Raw genomic sequence first — 18,044 nt, 5'->3', positions numbered from 1 at the left:
GCGTCGACCGGGTTGGCGTGGGCGGCGATCGGACCGGCGAACACACCACCGGCGAACGCGAGACCAGCAACAGACAGCATGCTCTTACGAATGATGGTGTTCATGGGGGTAGCTCCTTCGGGGGTAGAACACCCACACCGTCAAAGGGGGGACGGCGGTGAAGGTGTGAGCACCTCGTCCGGCGCTGCACTTCACAAAGGGGAAAAAGTCTGGGGGGGTGACGCCTGGTCGGGCGTCAGGGTCGGCGGCCTGCCGAGCGGGGGCTCGTGGCGCCGGGTCTGTGTGTAACGACCGCCGGGCCGGGGTCATTCCGGGGTCGGCCCATCCATCGGCACCCTCATCGCGGCGGTGCCAGCGGTCGTGGGGGTTGTAACGACCGGGGGGCCGAGGTCATTCCGGGTTGGCCCACCTGCCGGCACCCTCGTCTAAGCGGTGCCCGTCGGTCGTGCGTGGGGACTGCAACGACCGGGGGCGGCCGCCATTCCCACTTGCGCGACCAGCCCGCAAAGGTCGGGCGGCGGGCCGTGGTACTGCGATCGTCAGGGTATGTAACGACCCCGGTCTGGCCATGATTCCGGCCCACGCGTGTGCCCGACCACATCCCAGAACCACCCATCAACCGACAAAACACCCACACCCCGCCGTTCGGCGGTGTCGAATCGCCCCTCACTCGAGGTGATCCACTCGGGTTCACGGAAGTCGGGGCATCCCGGACGCCCGGACACCCCGACATCAAGAATCCCGAGTTGATCATGCCGGGCCGGCCGCAATGTCCTGCCCAGGGCCTGGGCGGGTCAGGAGCCCAGGTAGCGCAGGATTGCGAGGATTCGTCGGCTGTAGCCCGTTGTGTGTGCGAGGTCGAGCTTGTCGAAGATGGCGTTGACATGCTTCTCGACAGCGCTCTGCGATACGTGCAGCCGCTGGGCGATAGCGAGATTCGTGTGCCCCTGGGCCATCTCGTGCAACACGTCCCGTTCCCGCGGCGTGAGCCGACCGAACGGGTCGGGACGGTCCGAGCCGGCCACCACCTGACGGACCACCTCCGGGTCGAGGGCGGTGCCTCCGGCGGCCACCCGGTCGAGGGCGGCGAGGAAGTCGTCCACCTGGGCGACCCGGTCCTTGAGCAGGTAGCCGACCCCCTCGGGACGGTCCGCGAGCAGCCTCCCGGCGTAACGCCGCTCCACGTACTGGGAGAGCACGAGGACGCCGGTATCGGGCCACCGGCGACGGATCTCCAGGGCGGCCCGCAGTCCGTCATCGGTGTGGTTGGGTGGCATCCGGACGTCGGTGACGACCACGTCGGGACGGGATCGTCCGACCGCCTCGACAAGCTGGTCGGCGGTCCCGACCGCCGCGAGCACCTCGTGCTCCTCGTCGGCGAGCAGCCGCGTCAGGCCTTCCCGGAGCAGCGTCGAGTTTTCGGCGAGGACTAGGCGCACGGCAGCTGCGCCAGCACGGTCGTGGGACCGCCGGCTGGGCTGGTCACCAGAAGTCGGCCGTCCAGCGCGGCGACCCGTCGCGCCAGCCCGGACAACCCGCGTCCGGTCGGTTCCGCGCCGCCGACGCCGTCGTCGTGTACGCGCATCCGGATCCACCCATCCCGTACTCCGATTTCGACGGTGACCAGGGTAGCGGCGGCGTGCTTCGCGGCGTTGGTGAGCGCCTCGCAGGCCACGAAGTACAGCACCGTCTCGACCTGCCGCTCGGGGCGGACCGGCAGCTCGCAGCGGATTCGCACCGGCACCTCGGATCCGCGGGCGACGATGGCCAGGACCTCACCTAGATCGCTGTCGTCCAACGCTGACGGGTAGACCCGCCACGCCACCTCGCGCAACTCTTCGATGGCCCGTTGCACGTCCTCGTGTGCCTGAGCGAGCAGTGCGTGTGTGCGGTCGGCGTCGCGGGCGCGGCGGGCCCGGCCGAGCAGCATGCCGAGGGCGACCAGTCGCTGTTGGAGGCCGTCGTGCAGGTCGCGTTCGATGCGCTGCCGTTCGGCGTCGACGGCGGCGATGACTCCGGCCCGACTGGTGGTCAGCTCGTGGACCCGGCGGGTCAGCTCGGCCCGACTTCCCGCGCCGAGCAGTCGTCGCGCCAGCCAGATGTCCAGTGCGGCGATGCTGGCGACGGCCTGAACGTTGAGCAGTAGCAGCACCGCCCCGACGGCGACCTGGGACAGGGCGTCGAGAACAGTCAGGTCTCCGCGCACGGCCGCGCGCAGCACGATCCCGGCCAGCACCACACCGACGCCGAGCACGGCGTACGCCAGCAGGCCGAGCGCGCCGGGCAACAGTCGGGCGGCCAGGTAGCCGAGCTGCCGCCGGGTCGCCACGGTGTGCGGCACGGGCAGATCCTGCGCGGCGAGCAGCCCGGCGAGGCGGCGGTGTTCCATCCGTACGAGCCGCCCGCCGTACCTGCTGGTCAGGCCGGTAACCCGACGGCCCGCCGCAGGCGCGACCGCGAACACACTGCAGGCTGCGAACGCGACGGCGAGGAAGACGAACTCGACGACGGCCGTCGCGACTCCGACGGCGACACCGAGCGGCAGCCGGAGCCGAAGCAACCACCTGCCGGTCCGCCGCTCCCCCACCACCTCGCCCGCCTTCCGCAGCAAGCCTGCTCCCGCTTGCTCCGCTTCGTGTGACGCGCCCGCCGCAGGCGCACGTTTGATGCAGGGCGTCAGCACGCGACGCCGGTGCAGTCTGGGGTGCAGAGCAAAGGAGACGCCGGTGCAGTCTGGGGTGCAGAGCAAAGGAGACGCCGGTGCAGTCTGGGGTGCAGAGCAAAGGCAAGGAACAAGGAAACCAGAAGGGCTGGCTACCGCTCGTCCGACGCCCACGATCCGCTTCGGTAGAGGGTGCCTCGACCGCCCGGGTCGGGCATCCCGTTCAGTGCGCCCTGCTCGGGTTCGGTCGGCTCGGGGTTGCGGGCAGCGCGGCGGGCCTTCAGCACGCGGGACCCGACGAACCAGGCGGCCGCCGCCGCGCAGACGACGATCACCACCTTCTGGAGCATGCCGGCGTAGCCCTCGACGAGATGCCAGTTGTCACCCAGCAGGTAACCGGCGAGCACGAACGTGGTGTTCCAGATCAGGCTGCCCAGCGTGGTGTAGAGCAGGAACGTGCTCACCGGCATCCGCTCAACCCCCGCCGGGATGGAGATCAGGCTTCGGAAGATCGGGATCATCCGGCCGAAGAAGACGGCCTTCACACCGTGGCGCAGGAACCACGCCTCGGTCCGGTCCACGTCGCTGAGCTTGACCAGTGGAAGCCGGGAAACGATGTTGCGCATCCGGTCGCGCCCCAGGGCCGCGCCGATCAGGTAGAGCGCGAGCGCGCCCACCACCGAACCCAGCGTGGTCCAGAAGATCGCGCCGACCAGACTCATCCGTCCCTGCGCGGCGACGAACCCGGCCAGCGGCAGGATCACCTCACTGGGGATCGGCGGGAAGAGGTTCTCCAACGCCACTGCCAGGCCAGCGCCCGGTCCGCCGAGTCGTTCCACCAGGTCAGTGACGTAGCCGACGATCCCGTCCTGTGGTGGCTCCGCTGCGGCGGCGGGGGTTCCGGTGGCGAACACGGCGTGGGACGTTCGAATCATGCGCCCACGTTACGAAGTCATCCTGAGAGCCGACCATGGGGCCGACCGCCCGACCGCGCGGGTCGACCACACCGGTGGGGGTGCGGAAAGCCGCACCCCGCTGCGGCTCGCGGTGGTCCAGCCGCCGTGCGTACCCCTGGATGTCGCGGCAAACGCACGGGCGCACGCCGCCGCGGTCCGCGCGGCGCGCGCCCGGGTGGTCGTCTTTCCGGAGCTGTCGCTGACCGGGTACGAGTTGGACGCGCCGGTCGTGTCAGTCGACGACCCGCGGTTGGCGCCGCTGGTCGAGGCGTGCCACGAGGCGGGTGCGCTGGCCCTGGTCGGTGCGCCGGTCACCGGCGACCACATCGCGATGCTGGCGGTGACCGGTGGCGGTGCGACGGTGGCGTACCGGAAGATGTGGCTGGGGGACGCGGAGGCCCGTCGGTTCCGGCCCGGCGACGCCCCGGTCGTGCTCGATGTGGACGGTTGGCGGGTGGGGCTGGCGATCTGCAAGGACACCGGCGTGGCCGCGCACGCGGACCGGACGGCCGCGCTCGGGATCGACGTGTACGCGGCGGGCGTCCTGGAGTCGGCCCGTGACGCCGCAGTGACAGACCAGCGGGCGCACCGGATCGCCACCGCGCACCGGGTCTGGGTGGCGGTGGCGAGCTTCGCCGGGTCGACCGGCGGTGGCTACACCGAGGCGGCCGGGCTCTCGGGCGTCTGGACGCCGGACGGCGAAGAGTACGCCCGCGCGGGCACCGGCCCGGGCGAGTCGGTCAGCGTCAACCTCACGTCCCCCCGCCGGGGCAGCGGGCGCGGTTAGGGTGACGTAATGATCTCCGGACGAGTCGTGCAGCTGCGGCGGTACCCGGTGAAGTCGCTGCTCGGAGAGCGGACCTCGGCCGCCGACATCGGCGCGACCGGTATCGCGGGTGACCGCGTGCTGGCCCTGCTGGATCAGACAAGTGGGCGGGTGGCCAGCGCCAAGCAACCCCATCGCTGGCGCGGCCTGCTCACGCTACGAGCGACCGGCGGGGTGACCGATCCGGTACGGATAACCCTGCCCGACGGTCGACACCTGTCAAGCGAGGACCCCGGCATCGACACGGCGCTGAGCGCGGCGGTGGGCCGCCCGGTGACCCTCATCGACGCCGTACCGCCCGGTGCCACCCTGCTGCGGTCCCACCCGGAGGCGGTGCTCGCCGCCGGCCTCACCGAAGAGGTCCTGGCCGACGAGAGCCGGCTCGGGTCGGTTCTGCCCGGGACCTTCTTCGACTTCGCTCCGATCCACCTGGTCACCACCGCGACCCTGGATCGGATCGCCGGGCACCTACCGCCTGGGGCGGGGACTGTGGAGCGCTACCGGCCCAACCTGGTGCTCGACACGGACACGGACGCCTTCGCCGAGAACGACTGGGTCGGCCGGGAACTGCGCGTCGGCCGGGACCTGGTGCTCGCCGTGCTGGCCCCGACGCCGCGCTGCGCGGTGCCCACGCTCGCGCACGGCCCGCTGCCCCGCGAGACCGAGGCGCTGCGGGCTCCCGCCCGACTCAACCGGATCGAACCGCTGCCCGGAATGGGTCCCCAGCCGTGTGTCGGCGCGTACGCCACAGTGCTCCGGTCCGGGCGGGTGGCGGACGGCGACCACGTTACGGTCTGCCCATGAGTACCGTCCCCTCCCGACTGTCCGTGGTCACAGTGGGAGCACGCGACGTCGCCGCGCTGCGGTCGTTCTACCGGTCGTTGGGCTGGCCCGAGCTGCCGGCCAGTGACGACGGCTGGTCGGCCTTCCTGCTGGGTGGTGTGCTGTTCGCGCTCTACCCGCTACCGGAGTTGGCCGCCGAGGCGGCACCGGGCGTGCCCGTGCCGGCCGGTGGCTGGTCGGGGGTCACCCTGGCCTGCAACGTCGACAGCCCCGACGAAGTCGATACAGCGTTCGAAGCCGCCGTCGCGGCGGGGGCGACGGTGGTGGCGCAGCCGACCGACCGGTCCTGGGGTGGGCGCTCCGGCTACATCGCCGACCCGGAGGGCAACCGGTGGGAAATCGCCTGGGCGGGCACCGCCCGCTCCGACGAGCGCGGCGCTCTTCTCTCCTTCGGCTGAATGTGCTGTTTGCGCGGCGGCAATGACCTTGGAATGCTTCGGGAATGACGTCATTTCCTCCGACCTTCGACGATGATGTCGTCGGCCAGTCAGCCCAGACGCAGTTCGAGGCGTTCATCGACGAGCACCGCAGAGCGCTCAACGGTTACCTGGACGGGCTGACCGAGGAGCAGGCGCGGCGGTCGTTGGTGCCGTCCCGGACGACGCTGCTGGGTCTGGTGAAGCACGCCGCGTTCGTGGAGAAGGTCTGGTTCGACGAGGCCGTCACCTGCCGGCCCCGCTCCGAGATCGGCATCCCGGCCACGCCGGACGAATCGTTCATCCTGGACGACGGCGACACGATCGCCGCCGTCCAGCGCGCGCACCGGGAAGCCTGCGAAGCCTCCCGCCGCGCCACGTCCAGCCTGGGCCTTGACGACCTGCTTCGCGGCAACCGGCGTGGCCCGCTGCCGCTGCGCTGGGTCTACCTGCACGTGCTGCGCGAGATGGCGCAGCACTGCGGGCACGCGGAGATCCTGCGCGAGCAGATCCTGGCCGCCGAATAGCGTCGCCCCATCCGGCCATCCGCCCGCCGTCGTCCGAGACACCGAATCGGTCCGGCCCGGCGGTACTGGATCACGCTCTGGCCCACCCCCCGGTGTCGGCGAAGCGACGCAGCGTCCAGCGGGCCGGCGGCCAGCCGCCGGGGTCGTGGTCGGTGGTCCATTCGGTGATCGAGGCCGGGGGCACGTCCAGGTCGAACGCCCGGAAGACCGGCTGCGCGCCGAGCGCGTGGAAGGCGCCCTCGACGGTTTCGCTGTGGCCGACCAGGACCACTGTGGAGCCCCGGTGCCGGTGGGCGATCTCCATGATCGCGCGGCTGACGCGGACCACCAGTTCGGCCCAGCTCTCGTTGCCCTCCTCGAACGGTCGGAACACGCCGCCGCCCGCAATCGCATGGTCGGTACGGAAGAGGGAGGTCGGCAGGCCGTCGGCGTACGGGGGTGTGTGCCAGGTACAGAGACCGCAGTCGGCCACGGGCCGGACGCCGAACGCCGCGCCGATCGGTTGCGCGGTCTCGACGGCCCTGCGCAGCACGGACGAGTAGACCGCCACCGGCCCGTCGGCGGCGATGTCGCCGGTGAGCCGGTTGGCCAGGTCGTGTGCCTGCTCGTGGCCGAGGGCGGTGAGGCCCCGACAGCCACGTGGCCCACCGATGATTCCTTCGAGCTGGTGGACCGACTCGCCGTGTCGCACGAAGATCAGACGTGTCCGCATCGGGACATCATGCCAGCGGTATCGACGGAGGTATCAGTCGTCCGTACGGCTGGTGGAGAACGTGCCGGTCCGGGCGAGCAGAGCGTCCAGTTTCTCGCCAGTCTGCGCTGGTAGGCGGTCCCGTCGCACCAGCTCGGCGATGCGGTCCCGTAGGTCGGCGACGCGCTCGGCGCGGTCCCGGGTGCGACGGTTGAGGTCGGCCAGGTCGTCGCGCAGGTCTTCGGCGGTCTTCCGGTCGATGTCGTCGCGGGCGACCGCGGTGGCGAGGATGGCGGCGAACTCGCTGCTCACCTCGCGGAAGCTGACCGGCACCTGCTGCCCGACGGTTGAGGGCGCGGTGCTGGCGGCGGGGGGTGACGAGGACGGTGCGGCTGGCGTCGGCGAATGCGTCGTGGGCGCGGGGGCCGGGGCGGAGGTCGACGGTGCGGCGGCGATCTCGGTCGGGTCGGGACTGCCCGGGTTGCCGAACGGATTCTGCGCGATCAGGGCGCCGACGCCGATCAGCACGGCGAGCGCGGCCCCGACGAGCACGCCGAGGGGCCGACGCGACCGGCGTCGCGGCGGTGCGGCTGTTGCCGGGACGGGGCGGGCCACCACCGATCTGTCGATCAGGGTGGGCGGGTGGGCGACCGGCCGGATGCGCAGCAGCTCGGTGGGCGGCTCGACCGGCTGACCGGCACCGAAGCGGCGGGCCAGATGCGCGGCGCTCGGCCGGTCGGCCGGGTTGGCAGCCAGGCAGGCCACGGTCAGCTCGGCGATGTCGGCGGGAAGGCCGGGCACTCGCAGCGCCGGCACCGGGATGCCGCGCCGGTGCACCTCCAGCGCGTCCTCCCAGCTCTGCACGGGTAGCGGCGCCCGCCCGGTGAGGGTGCGGTAGAGCAGTGCGCCGAGGGCGTACACGTCGCTCGCCGGGTCGGGCGGGCCGGCGGTCAGCCGTTCCGGGGCGAAGTAGGCGGGGGTGCCCATCAGCGGTTCGCCGGACTGGCTGTCGAGGCCGCCGAGCGCGGCGATGCCGAAGTCGAGCACCTTGGCACCAGTGTCGGTGAGCATGACGTTTCCGGGCTTCACGTCGCGGTGCACGACGCCGATGCGGTGCGCGGCGGCCAGCGCGGCGGCGATCTGCCCGGCCACCCGGACCGCCTCCGGCCAGGGCAGCGGCCCGGTCCGCAGCCGGTCGGCCAGGTTGTGGCCGTCGACGAGCTCCATCACCAGGTAGGGGACCACAACGCCGCCGGCAAGTGTCGCTTCGGCGTAGTCGTACACCTGGGTCACGTGTGGGTGGGTCAGCCGGGCGGCCGCGCGGGCCTCGCGTTGGATGGTGGCCCGCAGTTGTGGGTCGGTGGCGAACTGCCCGGCGAGCACCTTGATCGCCACCGGCCGGCCGAGCACCTCGTCGTCGCCTCGCCACACCTCGGACATGCCACCGAGACCGATCCGCTCGTGCAGTACGTAGCGGTCGTGGAGACGGAGAGTGGGCGTGAGCGGCGACATAACTTCACCAGTCTGCCTGGCAACACCGCAGTCGACCACTCTGCGTGCCCGGACCCACACTGTTCGTCCCGTGCGTACCGGAATGGGATTGGTGCGGGTCAGGAGCAGCGCGGGGTGCCGGGCAGCGGTCGCGGTTGGATGCGGTCGGCGAGCCGGCGCAGGGCGAGGGCGGTGGCCTGCCGGGTCGGGGCGAGCAGGGCTCGGCGGGGGCGTTCGACCTGGACCGGCGCGTCCGGTCGGGCCGAGTTGACGTGCCGGTTCATGGCGTCGAGCGCGGTGATGTATCCGGTGGGAAGTTCCATGGTCAACTCCTTGGGACCGGTCCGGTGGATTCCCGGACGACGAGTGCGGTGGGCAGCAGCACGTGACCGGCCGCGGCGTCCGCAGGCGGGTCGAGCAGCAGTTCGGCGGCGATCCGGCCCTTCTCCTCGGCCGGTTGCCGGACGGTGGTGAGGCCGGCAGCGGCGGCATCGGGGACATCGTCGAAGCCGGTCACCGAGACCGGGGGACGATCGTGGGCCGGCCGTGCGGCCAGGGCGTCCAGCACACCGAGCGCGAGGACGTCGGAGCCGGCCAGCACGGCGGTCGGCGGTGCGGGTTGGTCGAACAGCCCAGCGACGGCTGCGGCTGCCGCCGGGCGGCTGTTGCCGGGGACGTTGACAAGTGTCAGCTCGGCCCAGCCGACGCCGACCTCGGCGAAGGCGTCGGCGAACCCGCTGAGCCGACCTCGGGTGGTCGGATGCGGCACCTGGTCGACCCCGGCCACTGTGAGCGGGCCGGCTGGCGCGTCGGGCAGCACGGAGTCGGCGAGCAGCGCCACCCGACGGTGCCCGAGCCCCGCTACGTGCGCGGCGGCGCTGCGTGCGGCGGCCCGCTCGTCGATGCCGACGAACCGTTCGTCGGCGCCGGCGTCGTCGCGGGCGGCGGTGCTGACGAACGGCAGCCCGCGTTGACGGATCACGTCGAGGGCCCACTCTTCGTCGGCGACGCAGTAGACGCAGAACCCGTCGACGGCGGCGTTCTCCACCGCCTGCCGGGCGTCGGTCACCGCCGGTGGCAGCGGCACCAGCAGCATGCTGGTGCCGTGCCGCTCGGCCGCCGCGCCGACACCGGCGAGGAAGCGGACCGCGAACGGGTCGGTGAAGGCGTACGACAGTTGCGAGGTGAACAGCACCCCGATCGACCCGACGAAACCTCGGCGCAGGGAGCGCGCGGTGGGGTTGGGGCCGGGGTACCCGAGTTGCCGGGCGGCGTCCAGGATCCGCTCGCGCAGGGCGGCGGAGAGCTGGTCGGGGCGGCTGTAGGCGTTTGACACGGTGCTGCGCGAGACGCCGACGGCGTCGGCCACGGCTTGCAGTGTTGGCTTCACCGGCACCTCTCTGTATCGATCCAGTCTGTATCGATACAGAGACTAGCCCGACCGGTCGGCGTCGGTCAATACGTGAACGGAGAGTGGGAGCGCGGCCGAAGGTCAGGCCGCGTAGAGGTCGTTCAGCAGGCCGCCGAGGATCTCCGCCGTACGCTCGGGCGGCTCGGCCTCGACGCAGAGCCGCTCCATGGCCACCGCGTAGTAATCCAGATCGTCGCGCTTGTCCAGGTAGATGGCGCTGGTGAGCTGTTCGATGTAGACGATGTCCGGAAGCTCCTGGTCGCCGAAGCGCAGGATGGTGAAGGCACCCCCGGCGGCGGCGTGGCCACCGGCGGCGAACGGGATGACCTGCAACCGGATGTGGGGCGACTTGGTCGCCTCGATGAGCGCGGTGAGCTGGCCGCGCATGACCTCCGCGCCGCCGATGGGCCGGCGCAGGGCCGCCTCGTCCACCACGGCCCAGAGCTGCGGCGGGTTCTGCCGCTGGAGCAACTGCTGACGCTGCATCCGCAGCGCGACACGCCTGTCGATCTCGCCCGGACCGGCAGTGCCGTGCCCGAGCAGCACAACCGCCCGGGCGTACTCCCGGGTCTGCAGGAGGCCGGGCACGAACTGCACCTCGTAGCTGCGGATCAGCGCGGCGGCGGCCTCCAGGCCGAGGTACGACTGGAACCAGGACGGCAACACGTCGCCGTAGCGGTGCCACCAGCCGGGGCTGTTCGCGTCCCGCGCGAGCTTGAGCAGCGCGTCACGCTCGTGGTCCTCGGTGACGCCGTAGAGGGTCAACAGGTCGGCGACGTCGCGCTCCTTGAAGCCGACCCGGCCGAGCTCCATCCGACTGATCTTGGATTCGGAGGAGCGGATCTCCCAGCCGGCGCCCTCCCGGGTCACCCCGCTGGACTCCCGGAGACGGCGCAGTTGGGCGCCGAGCAGCATGCGCAGCACGGTCGGCCCGGTTGTCGGGCCACCCTCGGCGGGAACCATCGTCACGTGCGGACCTCCGGACACCGACCCACGACGGCCGGGCGCCCCGGCCCGGCCGACGTGTAAGCATGCCATGGACCGACAGTGAGGTGAACTCCTCCGCGCCGGTGAATCAGTCTCGTCGCCGGGACGACCCGCCCCGGGACGGTCAGTTGATCAGGTGGTCGAAATCTCCGTCCCGCGCACCGAGAACGAAGGCGGCGATCTCATCCACCGTGTAGATGAGCGCCGGCCCTTCCGGGTGTCGTGAGTTGCGGACCGCGATGCCCGCTCCCTCGGGCAGTTCGGCCAGTTCGACGCAGTTGCCGCTGGGGTTGCTGCGGCGACTCTTCTGCCAGCTCAGCGGAGGCAACTGGTGGATCGGTACGCCATTGGGTGGCTGCTGCATGGGGGCGTCTTTCTGTTACGAGCCCGCCGGTGGCCGTGGGAGGAGCGGTGACGGCGAGGGGGTGCGGTATCGACATTGGACGGTTCTGCACGTGCATCTGCTATTGCATCTGCACCGGACGGCGAGCATGATAACGCACATGATCGGTGCCCATCCGTTCACTTTGTGTTACCCCCAGACGGGCAACGATCAGGCAAAACTGGGCCCGACGCGGTGTACCGCGTCAACCGAAGGCTGGAGGCGGTCGCGGCGATGGGAGGGTTCGTGCCGGATCCGATGAGTATCGCCTCCGGCGTCTGCGCGGCGGGCGCGCTGCTCTCCTCCTGGCAACTACGCCGACGGGCGGTGCGCGCCGAGGCCGAGATCGGTCACCTCCAGGCAGAACTGGCCGCCGAACGGCACGCCGCCAGTCACGACCCGCTGACCGGGCTGCCCAATCGCCGCGCTTTCTACCGTCTGGCAGCCGCACTGCTCACCGACGCCGCCGGCCAGCCGCTGATCGCCGTGGTGCTCGATCTGGACGACTTCAAGCAGATCAACGACCGGTACGGGCACGCCGCCGGCGACCAGGTGCTGATCAGCGTCGCCGAACGGCTGGCCGGCTTCGCCGGGGACAATCTCGTGGCGCGCCTCGGCGGCGACGAGTTCGCCGGGTTGCTCTCCAGCCCCACCGTCGACCGGCGCTGGATCGAGCACTCGACCCGCCGGCTCAGCGAGACCGTCGCCGCGCCGATCCGGCTGAGCGGGTGCAGCGTCCGGGTCACCGCGTCCGTCGGGCTCGCCCCGGTGACCGGTCCGGCTCAGCTCACCGACGCGCTCAGCCGCGCCGACGCGGCCATGTACCAGGCGAAGAGCCTCGGTGGCGCCCGATCGCCCCGCCAACTGGTCGACAGCGCGTTCCTCGGCGAGCGCTGACCGTTCAGCTGACGGGCGCGCCGAACCACCTGGGCAGATGGCTGAGCAGGTCGGTCTGATCGTCGCCCACCCACGCCACGTGACCGTCGGGCCGTAACAGCACGGCGGGCACCTCCACCTCATCGCTGACGTCGACGACATGGTCGACCCGCTCCGCCCAACCGGCGACCGAGAGCTGGCCGGTCTGGTCGAGCAGCAGGCCCCGGCCGCCGCGCATCAGCTCGTAGAGGCGCCCCCGCCTCAGCCGTACGTCACGCATGTGACGCCCGAGCAGTTCGTGCCCCGCGCCGAGGTCGTAGCGGACCCCGATCGCGGTGATCTTCTCGATCAGGTACCGGTTGACGTCCTCGAAGTCCAACAGCTCCGACAACAGTTGGCGCACCGACCGCGGCCCCGGCTCGGGTGAGAGCAGCACCATCTGCGCCCGGGTGTTGTTCAGCACGTCCGCGGCCACCGGATGCCGTTCGCTGTGGTAGCTGTCCAGCAGCCCCTCCGGCGCCCAGCCGTTGAGCTCGGCGGCCAGTTTCCACCCGAGGTTGAACGCGTCCTGGATGCCGAGGTTGAGCCCCTGCCCACCGGTCGGCGGGTGGATGTGCGCCGCGTCGCCGGCCAACAGCACCCGGCCGACCCGATAACGCTCGGCGAGCCGGGTGGCGTCACCGAAGCGGGAGAGCCAGCGCGGTGAGTGGACACCGAAGTCGGTGCCCGCGTACACCCGCAGTTGGTGTTTGAAGTCCTCGATGGTCGGTGGGACAGTGCGGTCCTCGACCACCCCTTCGGCCGGGACGAGGACGCGGTACACCCCGTCTCCGAGGGGCCCGAGACCGAATCGGAGATGGGTCTTGCGGACCTCGGCCACCACGTCGGCCACCTTCTCCGGTGGCACGCCCACCTCCATCTCCCCCAGCAACGTCTCGACGCTGCTGGGCTCGCCGGGAAAGCCGACGCCGAGCAGCCCGCGGACGGTGCTGCGACCGCCGTCGCAGCCGACGAGGTAGTGGGAACGCAACTGCGTGCCGTCGGCCAGCCGCACGGTCACCCCGTTGTCGTCCTGGCTGAGCCCGACGAGTTCGCTGCCGCGCCGGATCTCGACGCCGACCTCGCTGGCGTGCTCGCCCAGGAGACGGTCGGTGATGGTCTGCGGAATGCCGAGGACGTACGCGTGTGCGGTGTCCAGCCCGCCCGGCGACGGCTTGGGGATCGCGGCGAAGAAGCCCCCGACCGGGTACTGCGTTCCGAGCGCGAGGAACCGCTCCAGCAGACCTCGCTGGTCCAGCACCTCGATGCTTCGCGCGTGCAGGCCGAGCGCGCGGACGTAGCTGGTCGGCTCGGTCTCCTTCTCGAGCACGAGCGCGTGCAGCCCGTGCAGCCGTAACTCGGTGGCCAACATCAAGCCGGTCGGCCCGCCGCCGGCAATGATGACATCGATCATGTAATCTCCCGATTTTCCCAGGTTTGGGCGTCGGCTGGAGATTCTGCGGCATCACCCGGGTCTTGCCGCAAGGCCCCCGGTGCGATATATGTTGGAGGTGGCAGAGAGCGCATTCGCTCTTTGCCTTTCTTTTTATCCGGCGTAGACGGCGACGTGGTCGCCGCTCAGAGCCGCCGGTCGAGGTCGCGCACTGCCGCGTCGGCGAGGGTGACCAGACCCACCGGTGACACCAGCCCCCGCACGATCCGAGCGGCCCGGTCCCGGTCGGCCGGCTCGACGTCGAGGTCCAACGCCTGGCGGGTCCAGTCGCTGAGGTCGTCGAGAGCGCGGACCGCGAGAAACCAGGCCAGGCGCAGCGGGTCGATGTCGGTCCTGCCGTAGCCGGCGAGCACCGCCTGTTGCTGCTCGGCAGTGATCGGCGCGAAGGCGAGCACCCCGCCGAGGACGAACATGAGGTCGCACTCGGGTGGGGCGAGCACCGCGTCGTCCCAGTCGATCAACCAGACCTGGCCGTCCGGGCCGAGCAGGAGGTTGCCCAGGTGCGGGTCGCCGTGGCAGACCACCGCCGGCCCCGACCGGTCGACGGCGAGTCGCTCGACCCCACGGAGCAGCGTGGACACCCGGTCGGCGTTCGCCGCCCAGACGGCGGCCAGTTCGGCAACCAGCGGATCACCGGAGTCGGCCTGGTCGCGGAGCCGTCCGGCCACGTCCCGGGTCGCGGCCACGATCGAGGGGTACGCGTCACCGCCGCCTGGCAGCAGCCGTTTCAACTCGTCGGTCACCGGCACCGCGTGCACGGCGGCCAGCAGTTCGCCGTAGGCACGCCAGTGCGCCTCGCTCATCGGGCCGTCCAGCGCCCGCAGGTCGGACACCCACGGGACCACGGACAGGCGGTGCCCGTCACGCTCGGCGTACAGGCGTCCGTCGCAGGTGCGGACCTGCGCCGCGACACCTGGCACGCCTCGCTCGGCCAGGTGCGCGGTCACGATCAGGCCGGCCGGCGTACCGCCACCGCTGACCTTGACGGCATACCGCTCGCCGTCGCCCGTCTCACCCCGCCAGAGCCGAGCCCGCGGATCAGCCCCGTGCGAAACCTCGTCCACGGTGGACAGCCAAAGCCCAAACTCCCCCCAAACCCACCCCACCACGTCCACCCACCCACCCACCCCACCCCGCCTGCTGGCGGTGATCAAGAAGTTCGCGTCACTGTCGGCCCGGATTCTGACGCAAACCTCTTGATCACGTGTGCCTGGTGAGGGGCGTGGGCGGAGATGATTCGGGTACGCGGAGGGGTGGCCCAGCCGACCGACGGAAGGAAACCCCTCGTGCCGAGTATTCGTGCGCTGGTACTCAACTGCACCCTCAAGCCGTCGCCTGCCCCCTCCAGCTCCGAGCAACTGGGCCGGGAGGTGTTGGCCGAACTGGCCCGTCAGGGCGTGGACGGCGAGATCGTCCGGGTGGTCGACCACGACGTGCGCTTCGGGGTGTCGACCGACGAGGGCCACGGCGACGGTTGGCCCGCCATCCGCGCCAAGCTGCTCGCCGCCCAGATCCTCATCATCGCCACCCCGATCTGGCTCGGCCAGCCCGCGAGCGTCACCAAGATGGTCCTCGAACGCCTCGACGCCGAGCTGTCCGAGACCGACGACGAGGGACGGCTGCTCACCTACGGCAAGGTGGCCGGTGTCGCGGTCGTCGGCAACGAGGACGGCGCGCACCACAGCATCGCCGAGGTGCAGGGGGCGCTCAACGAGGTGGGCTTCACCGTCGCCGCCGCCGGCGCGACCTACTGGGTCGGCGAGGCGCTGCACACGGTGGACTACCGCGACGCCGGCCCCAAGCCGGACACCACCGGCCGCACCACCAAGGCCCTCGCGCTCAACAGCGCCCACCTGGCCCGGCTGCTCGCCGATCAGCCGTACCCGCCGCCGGACGCGAAGGGCGCCGCGGTCGGTCCGAGCCGCGAATAGACCTCACCGCCAGGGGCGTCACCGCCCGGGCCGCCTACTGTTGGGCAGCTCCGCGCACGGCCCGCCGCCGATCCGCACCCGGCGCGGTCAGCGCCAGCCGTAACCGGCGCGCAACGCCTGCCCGACGCGGTCGAACCGGGGCCGGTCCAACACGGCGCCCTCCCGGCGGATGCTGTCCTCGCGCATGGTGAGCACCCGGTCCAGCCGGACCCAGCTCGGCCGGTTGTCGCGGTCCCACTCACCCGGCCCGAGCGCGAACCACTGCCGCTGCCCGTCGCGCTCGCTCTGACTGGACAGCATCAGCCCGAACAGCGTCCGGCTGTGTCGCCCGACCACCAGCACGGGACGGTCCTTGCCCTGGCGGGGGTCGTCCTCGTACGGCACCCAGGTCCACACGATCTCACCCGGGTCGGCCTGGCCGTCGACCTCCGGCGCGTAGCTCAGCTCGCGCCGCTGCAACGCGTTCACCTGGCGGGGGCGGGCCACCCGCGCCGGGGAGGGCCCGGTGCGCCGGGGCGACGGAATGACCGAGCCCACCCGGGAGATGCGTTGCGCCACGTTCCTCAACAGACCAGCCACGGCGGGCAGCCTACCGGCCCCCCTGCGGACTTCCCGAGCCGGAGCGCTGCGGCAGACTGGACCGATGGACGAGTTGCCCGACGACCTGCCGATCCTCGAGCGGCGCGCGGTGCGTGTGGTCGTCACCGACGACTCCGACCGGGTGTTGCTGTTCCACACCCGCGACCCGGAGCACCCCCGGCTGGGCACCTGGTGGGAGCTGCCCGGCGGCGGCATGGAGCCGGGCGAGACGCACCGCGAGACCGCCGTGCGGGAGCTGCGCGAGGAGACCGGCATCATCGTCACCGCCGACCAGGTGGGCGCGCCGACCTGGCGGCGACGGGCCAGCTTCCTGCACCGCCAGCTGCGGCACGTTCAGGACGAGGTGATCGTCGCCGTACGACTGGCCGGTCCCGGCCCGGACGTGGACGAGACGGACCGGCTCGACTACGAGCGGGAGGACTACTTCGGCTTCCGCTGGTGGCCGCTGGCCGACGTGGTGGCCAGCGGGGAACGCTTCTACCCGGGTCAGCTGCCCCGACTGATCACGCCCTTCCTGGCCGGCGAGCGGATCGACGAGCCGTTCGAGCTGTGGTCGTGACCGGGCCGGTGCGGATGCCGTACCGGGTTGCGCCGGGCAGAGTGGAGGCATGACGACCGACCTGCACGGCCCGCTGTCCGCGTACGCCGAAAGGCTGCACGCCACCATCGGCGATCGGCACCACGTCGCCTCCCCGCTCGGCGCCTGGCTGCTGCTGGCACTCAGCGCCGCCACGACCGAAGCCGGCCAGGCGGCCGGCTCGCTCCGGGCCGACGCCGACCCGGCGAGCGGGTCGGAGACGGCGGCCGGGTCAGAAACAGCGGCCGGGTCGGCGACGGCGGCCCGCCCGGACGCGGCGGGCGAGGGGCTGGCGGCGGCGCTGGGCACCGACCTGACCAGCGCGGCCGACGTGGCGCGCGTCCTGTTGGACGCACCGCATCCGCTGGTCGCAGCCGCCACCGCGCTGTGGCTCCGCAGCCGTCGGCCGGTCGACGAATCGGCCGGGTGGCGGGCCACGCTCCCCACAGCGACCGAGGTCGACATCCTCCCCGACCAGGCCGGTTTGGACGCGTGGGCGCGCGAGCACACGGACGGCCTGATCGAGACGTTCCCCCTGAAGGTCAGCCAGGACGTGGTGTTCGCGCTGGCCAGCGCGCTGGCCACCCGGATCTCCTGGGCCGAGCCGTTCGACGTCACCGACGCCCACGCGCTCGGTCCCGACAGCGCGTGGAGGGGCGACCTGCGGCAGGTGCTGCGCAGCCCGAGCCACGGGCACCGGGGCGCCATCGTCGCGACCGAGCGGGCCGGTGACGTGATCGTGCACGCCGCCAGCGCCCAGCCGAGCGAGGGCGCGGGGCTGGTGGTCCTCTCGGTGGCCGCCGCGCCGCACGTCCCGGCGGCCGATGTGCTCGCCGCCGCGTACCGGCTCAGCGTTGGCGCTGCCGACGGCGCGCAACCGGCGGGTCGGCGCTCACTGTTCGACCTGCCGCTCGGCGAGACGCCCCTCTGGACGCTGCGCGAGGAGCGGGTACGGACCCACGCCCGCGACGGCCGCGAGGAGCGGCACCAGGCGGTGCTCCCCTGCTGGTCGGCGCGGAGCGAGCACGATCTGACCGCCGAGACGCTGGGCTTCGAGGCCGCGGCCGCGACGCTGGCCCGGGCACTCGACCAACCGGTCCAGGGATTCGAGGCGGGTCAGGTGGCGATGGCCCGGTACGGCCGGTACGGGTTCGAGGCAGCGGCGGTGACCGGGATGTTCGGCACGGTCAGCCTGCCCCCGGAGGGGGTCGCCCGCACCGCCGAGCTGCGCTTCGGCCACCCGTACGCGGTGGTGGCCGTCGCCACCGACACCCGGGCCGACGGCGTCACCGGCCCGTGGCACGGGGTGCCAGTCTTCTCGGCCTGGGTCACCGAGCCGGCCGACGTGGACGGGATCGACACAGAGCGCTGACGGG

Annotated in this window: 20 protein-coding genes; 8 read left to right on the top strand and 12 right to left on the bottom strand. The window is 71.8% G+C overall.

What is annotated here, in order from left to right; translation table 11 throughout:
• Nucleotides 1-794: 794 nt before the first annotated feature.
• The 3 genes from AB0B68_RS26310 to AB0B68_RS26300 form a co-directional block, all read right to left on the bottom strand.
• The gene (locus tag AB0B68_RS26310) at nt 795-1,439 is read right to left on the bottom strand and encodes a response regulator transcription factor (protein WP_357263382.1); all 645 of its coding nucleotides are present in this window, start codon (nt 1,437-1,439) and stop codon (nt 795-797) included.
• Nucleotides 1,430-2,611 (bottom strand): histidine kinase, encoded by a 1,182-nt coding sequence (locus AB0B68_RS26305; protein ID WP_357263379.1) that lies wholly within the window; start codon nt 2,609-2,611, stop codon nt 1,430-1,432. The genes AB0B68_RS26310 and AB0B68_RS26305 overlap by 10 nt, the downstream gene beginning before the upstream one ends.
• 203 nt (nt 2,612-2,814) lie before the next feature.
• Nucleotides 2,815-3,597, bottom strand: a complete 783-nt coding sequence (locus AB0B68_RS26300; protein WP_357207628.1) for a DedA family protein — start codon at nt 3,595-3,597, stop codon at nt 2,815-2,817.
• On the opposite strand from AB0B68_RS26300, the gene AB0B68_RS26295 reads away from it, so the two are divergent.
• The 4 genes from AB0B68_RS26295 to AB0B68_RS26280 are packed head-to-tail and all read left to right on the top strand — an operon-like array spanning nt 3,596 to nt 6,230.
• Nucleotides 3,596-4,405 (top strand): carbon-nitrogen hydrolase family protein, encoded by an 810-nt coding sequence (locus AB0B68_RS26295; protein WP_357263376.1) that lies wholly within the window; start codon nt 3,596-3,598, stop codon nt 4,403-4,405. The two genes, AB0B68_RS26300 and AB0B68_RS26295, sit on opposite strands and share 2 nt — an antisense overlap.
• A gap of 9 nt (nt 4,406-4,414) precedes the next feature.
• Nucleotides 4,415-5,248: an MOSC domain-containing protein gene (locus tag AB0B68_RS26290; protein ID WP_357263373.1), complete on the top strand. Its 834-nt coding sequence runs from the start codon at nt 4,415-4,417 to the stop codon at nt 5,246-5,248.
• On the top strand, nt 5,245-5,685 hold the full coding sequence (locus AB0B68_RS26285) for a VOC family protein (protein ID WP_357263369.1): 441 nt from the start codon (nt 5,245-5,247) through the stop codon (nt 5,683-5,685). Before AB0B68_RS26290 ends, AB0B68_RS26285 begins: the two co-directional genes overlap by 4 nt.
• Before the next feature lie 44 nt (nt 5,686-5,729).
• Nucleotides 5,730-6,230 (top strand): DinB family protein, encoded by a 501-nt coding sequence (locus AB0B68_RS26280; protein WP_357207640.1) that lies wholly within the window; start codon nt 5,730-5,732, stop codon nt 6,228-6,230.
• Nucleotides 6,231-6,300: 70 nt separating this feature from the next.
• Here AB0B68_RS26280 and AB0B68_RS26275 read toward each other — a convergent pair whose 3' ends face one another.
• The 6 genes from AB0B68_RS26275 to AB0B68_RS26250 form a co-directional block, all read right to left on the bottom strand.
• Entirely contained in the window at nt 6,301-6,942 is a 642-nt protein-coding gene (locus AB0B68_RS26275) for a histidine phosphatase family protein (protein ID WP_355009995.1), read from the bottom strand.
• 33 nt (nt 6,943-6,975) lie between these two features.
• Nucleotides 6,976-8,433: a serine/threonine-protein kinase gene (locus AB0B68_RS26270; protein WP_357263366.1), complete on the bottom strand. Its 1,458-nt coding sequence runs from the start codon at nt 8,431-8,433 to the stop codon at nt 6,976-6,978.
• A 98-nt stretch (nt 8,434-8,531) separates the two neighbouring features.
• Nucleotides 8,532-8,735 (bottom strand): hypothetical protein, encoded by a 204-nt coding sequence (locus AB0B68_RS26265; protein WP_357263363.1) that lies wholly within the window; start codon nt 8,733-8,735, stop codon nt 8,532-8,534.
• A gap of 2 nt (nt 8,736-8,737) precedes the next feature.
• Nucleotides 8,738-9,802 carry a LacI family DNA-binding transcriptional regulator gene (locus AB0B68_RS26260; protein ID WP_357263360.1) on the bottom strand — a complete coding sequence of 355 codons (1,065 nt, stop codon included), beginning with the start codon at nt 9,800-9,802 and terminating at the stop codon, nt 8,738-8,740.
• A gap of 102 nt (nt 9,803-9,904) precedes the next feature.
• Complete coding sequence (locus AB0B68_RS26255; RefSeq protein WP_357207369.1) at nt 9,905-10,792, bottom strand: helix-turn-helix transcriptional regulator; 888 nt, start codon at nt 10,790-10,792, stop codon at nt 9,905-9,907.
• Nucleotides 10,793-10,934: 142 nt separating this feature from the next.
• On the bottom strand, nt 10,935-11,174 hold the full coding sequence (locus AB0B68_RS26250) for a DUF397 domain-containing protein (protein ID WP_091406718.1): 240 nt from the start codon (nt 11,172-11,174) through the stop codon (nt 10,935-10,937).
• A gap of 264 nt (nt 11,175-11,438) precedes the next feature.
• Between AB0B68_RS26250 and AB0B68_RS26245 the strand changes: the two genes are divergently transcribed.
• Nucleotides 11,439-12,089, top strand: a complete 651-nt coding sequence (locus AB0B68_RS26245) for a GGDEF domain-containing protein (RefSeq protein WP_357207372.1) — start codon at nt 11,439-11,441, stop codon at nt 12,087-12,089.
• Between the two features lie 4 nt (nt 12,090-12,093).
• Here AB0B68_RS26245 and rox read toward each other — a convergent pair whose 3' ends face one another.
• On the bottom strand, nt 12,094-13,521 hold the full coding sequence (gene rox, locus AB0B68_RS26240; protein ID WP_357263357.1) for a rifampin monooxygenase: 1,428 nt from the start codon (nt 13,519-13,521) through the stop codon (nt 12,094-12,096).
• Nucleotides 13,522-13,685: 164 nt separating this feature from the next.
• Nucleotides 13,686-14,624: a phosphotransferase gene (locus AB0B68_RS26235; protein ID WP_357207378.1), complete on the bottom strand. Its 939-nt coding sequence runs from the start codon at nt 14,622-14,624 to the stop codon at nt 13,686-13,688.
• Nucleotides 14,625-14,846: 222 nt separating this feature from the next.
• On the opposite strand from AB0B68_RS26235, the gene AB0B68_RS26230 reads away from it, so the two are divergent.
• Nucleotides 14,847-15,491, top strand: coding sequence for an NAD(P)H-dependent oxidoreductase (locus tag AB0B68_RS26230; protein ID WP_355010001.1), 645 nt, complete (start codon nt 14,847-14,849; stop codon nt 15,489-15,491).
• 87 nt (nt 15,492-15,578) lie between these two features.
• On the opposite strand, the gene AB0B68_RS26225 is transcribed toward AB0B68_RS26230, so the two are convergent.
• Nucleotides 15,579-16,070 (bottom strand): type II toxin-antitoxin system PemK/MazF family toxin, encoded by a 492-nt coding sequence (locus tag AB0B68_RS26225; protein WP_357263355.1) that lies wholly within the window; start codon nt 16,068-16,070, stop codon nt 15,579-15,581.
• Nucleotides 16,071-16,134: 64 nt separating this feature from the next.
• On the opposite strand from AB0B68_RS26225, the gene AB0B68_RS26220 reads away from it, so the two are divergent.
• Together AB0B68_RS26220 and AB0B68_RS26215 are read left to right on the top strand one after the other, a co-directional pair.
• Entirely contained in the window at nt 16,135-16,650 is a 516-nt protein-coding gene (locus tag AB0B68_RS26220) for an NUDIX domain-containing protein (RefSeq protein WP_357263352.1), read from the top strand.
• Between the two features lie 49 nt (nt 16,651-16,699).
• Nucleotides 16,700-18,040 (top strand): hypothetical protein, encoded by a 1,341-nt coding sequence (locus AB0B68_RS26215; RefSeq protein ID WP_357263348.1) that lies wholly within the window; start codon nt 16,700-16,702, stop codon nt 18,038-18,040.
• Nucleotides 18,041-18,044: the final 4 nt, after the last annotated feature.

Source organism: Micromonospora sp. NPDC049049 (assembly GCF_040649115.1).
GTDB lineage: Bacteria > Actinomycetota > Actinomycetes > Mycobacteriales > Micromonosporaceae > Micromonospora.
This window is presented reverse-complemented; position numbering and strand designations above follow the sequence as displayed.

Coding starts and splice junctions, on each gene's coding strand:
- AB0B68_RS26295 (WP_357263376.1), top strand. CDS start 3,596: ATGCGCCCACGTTACGAAGTCATCCTGAGAGCCGACCATGGGGCCGAC.
- AB0B68_RS26300 (WP_357207628.1), bottom strand. CDS start 3,597: ATGATTCGAACGTCCCACGCCGTGTTCGCCACCGGAACCCCCGCCGCC.
- AB0B68_RS26290 (WP_357263373.1), top strand. CDS start 4,415: ATGATCTCCGGACGAGTCGTGCAGCTGCGGCGGTACCCGGTGAAGTCG.
- AB0B68_RS26285 (WP_357263369.1), top strand. CDS start 5,245: ATGAGTACCGTCCCCTCCCGACTGTCCGTGGTCACAGTGGGAGCACGC.
- AB0B68_RS26280 (WP_357207640.1), top strand. CDS start 5,730: ATGACGTCATTTCCTCCGACCTTCGACGATGATGTCGTCGGCCAGTCA.
- AB0B68_RS26275 (WP_355009995.1), bottom strand. CDS start 6,942: ATGCGGACACGTCTGATCTTCGTGCGACACGGCGAGTCGGTCCACCAG.
- AB0B68_RS26270 (WP_357263366.1), bottom strand. CDS start 8,433: ATGTCGCCGCTCACGCCCACTCTCCGTCTCCACGACCGCTACGTACTG.
- AB0B68_RS26265 (WP_357263363.1), bottom strand. CDS start 8,735: ATGGAACTTCCCACCGGATACATCACCGCGCTCGACGCCATGAACCGG.
- AB0B68_RS26250 (WP_091406718.1), bottom strand. CDS start 11,174: ATGCAGCAGCCACCCAATGGCGTACCGATCCACCAGTTGCCTCCGCTG.
- rox (WP_357263357.1), bottom strand. CDS start 13,521: ATGATCGATGTCATCATTGCCGGCGGCGGGCCGACCGGCTTGATGTTG.
- AB0B68_RS26220 (WP_357263352.1), top strand. CDS start 16,135: ATGGACGAGTTGCCCGACGACCTGCCGATCCTCGAGCGGCGCGCGGTG.
- AB0B68_RS26215 (WP_357263348.1), top strand. CDS start 16,700: ATGACGACCGACCTGCACGGCCCGCTGTCCGCGTACGCCGAAAGGCTG.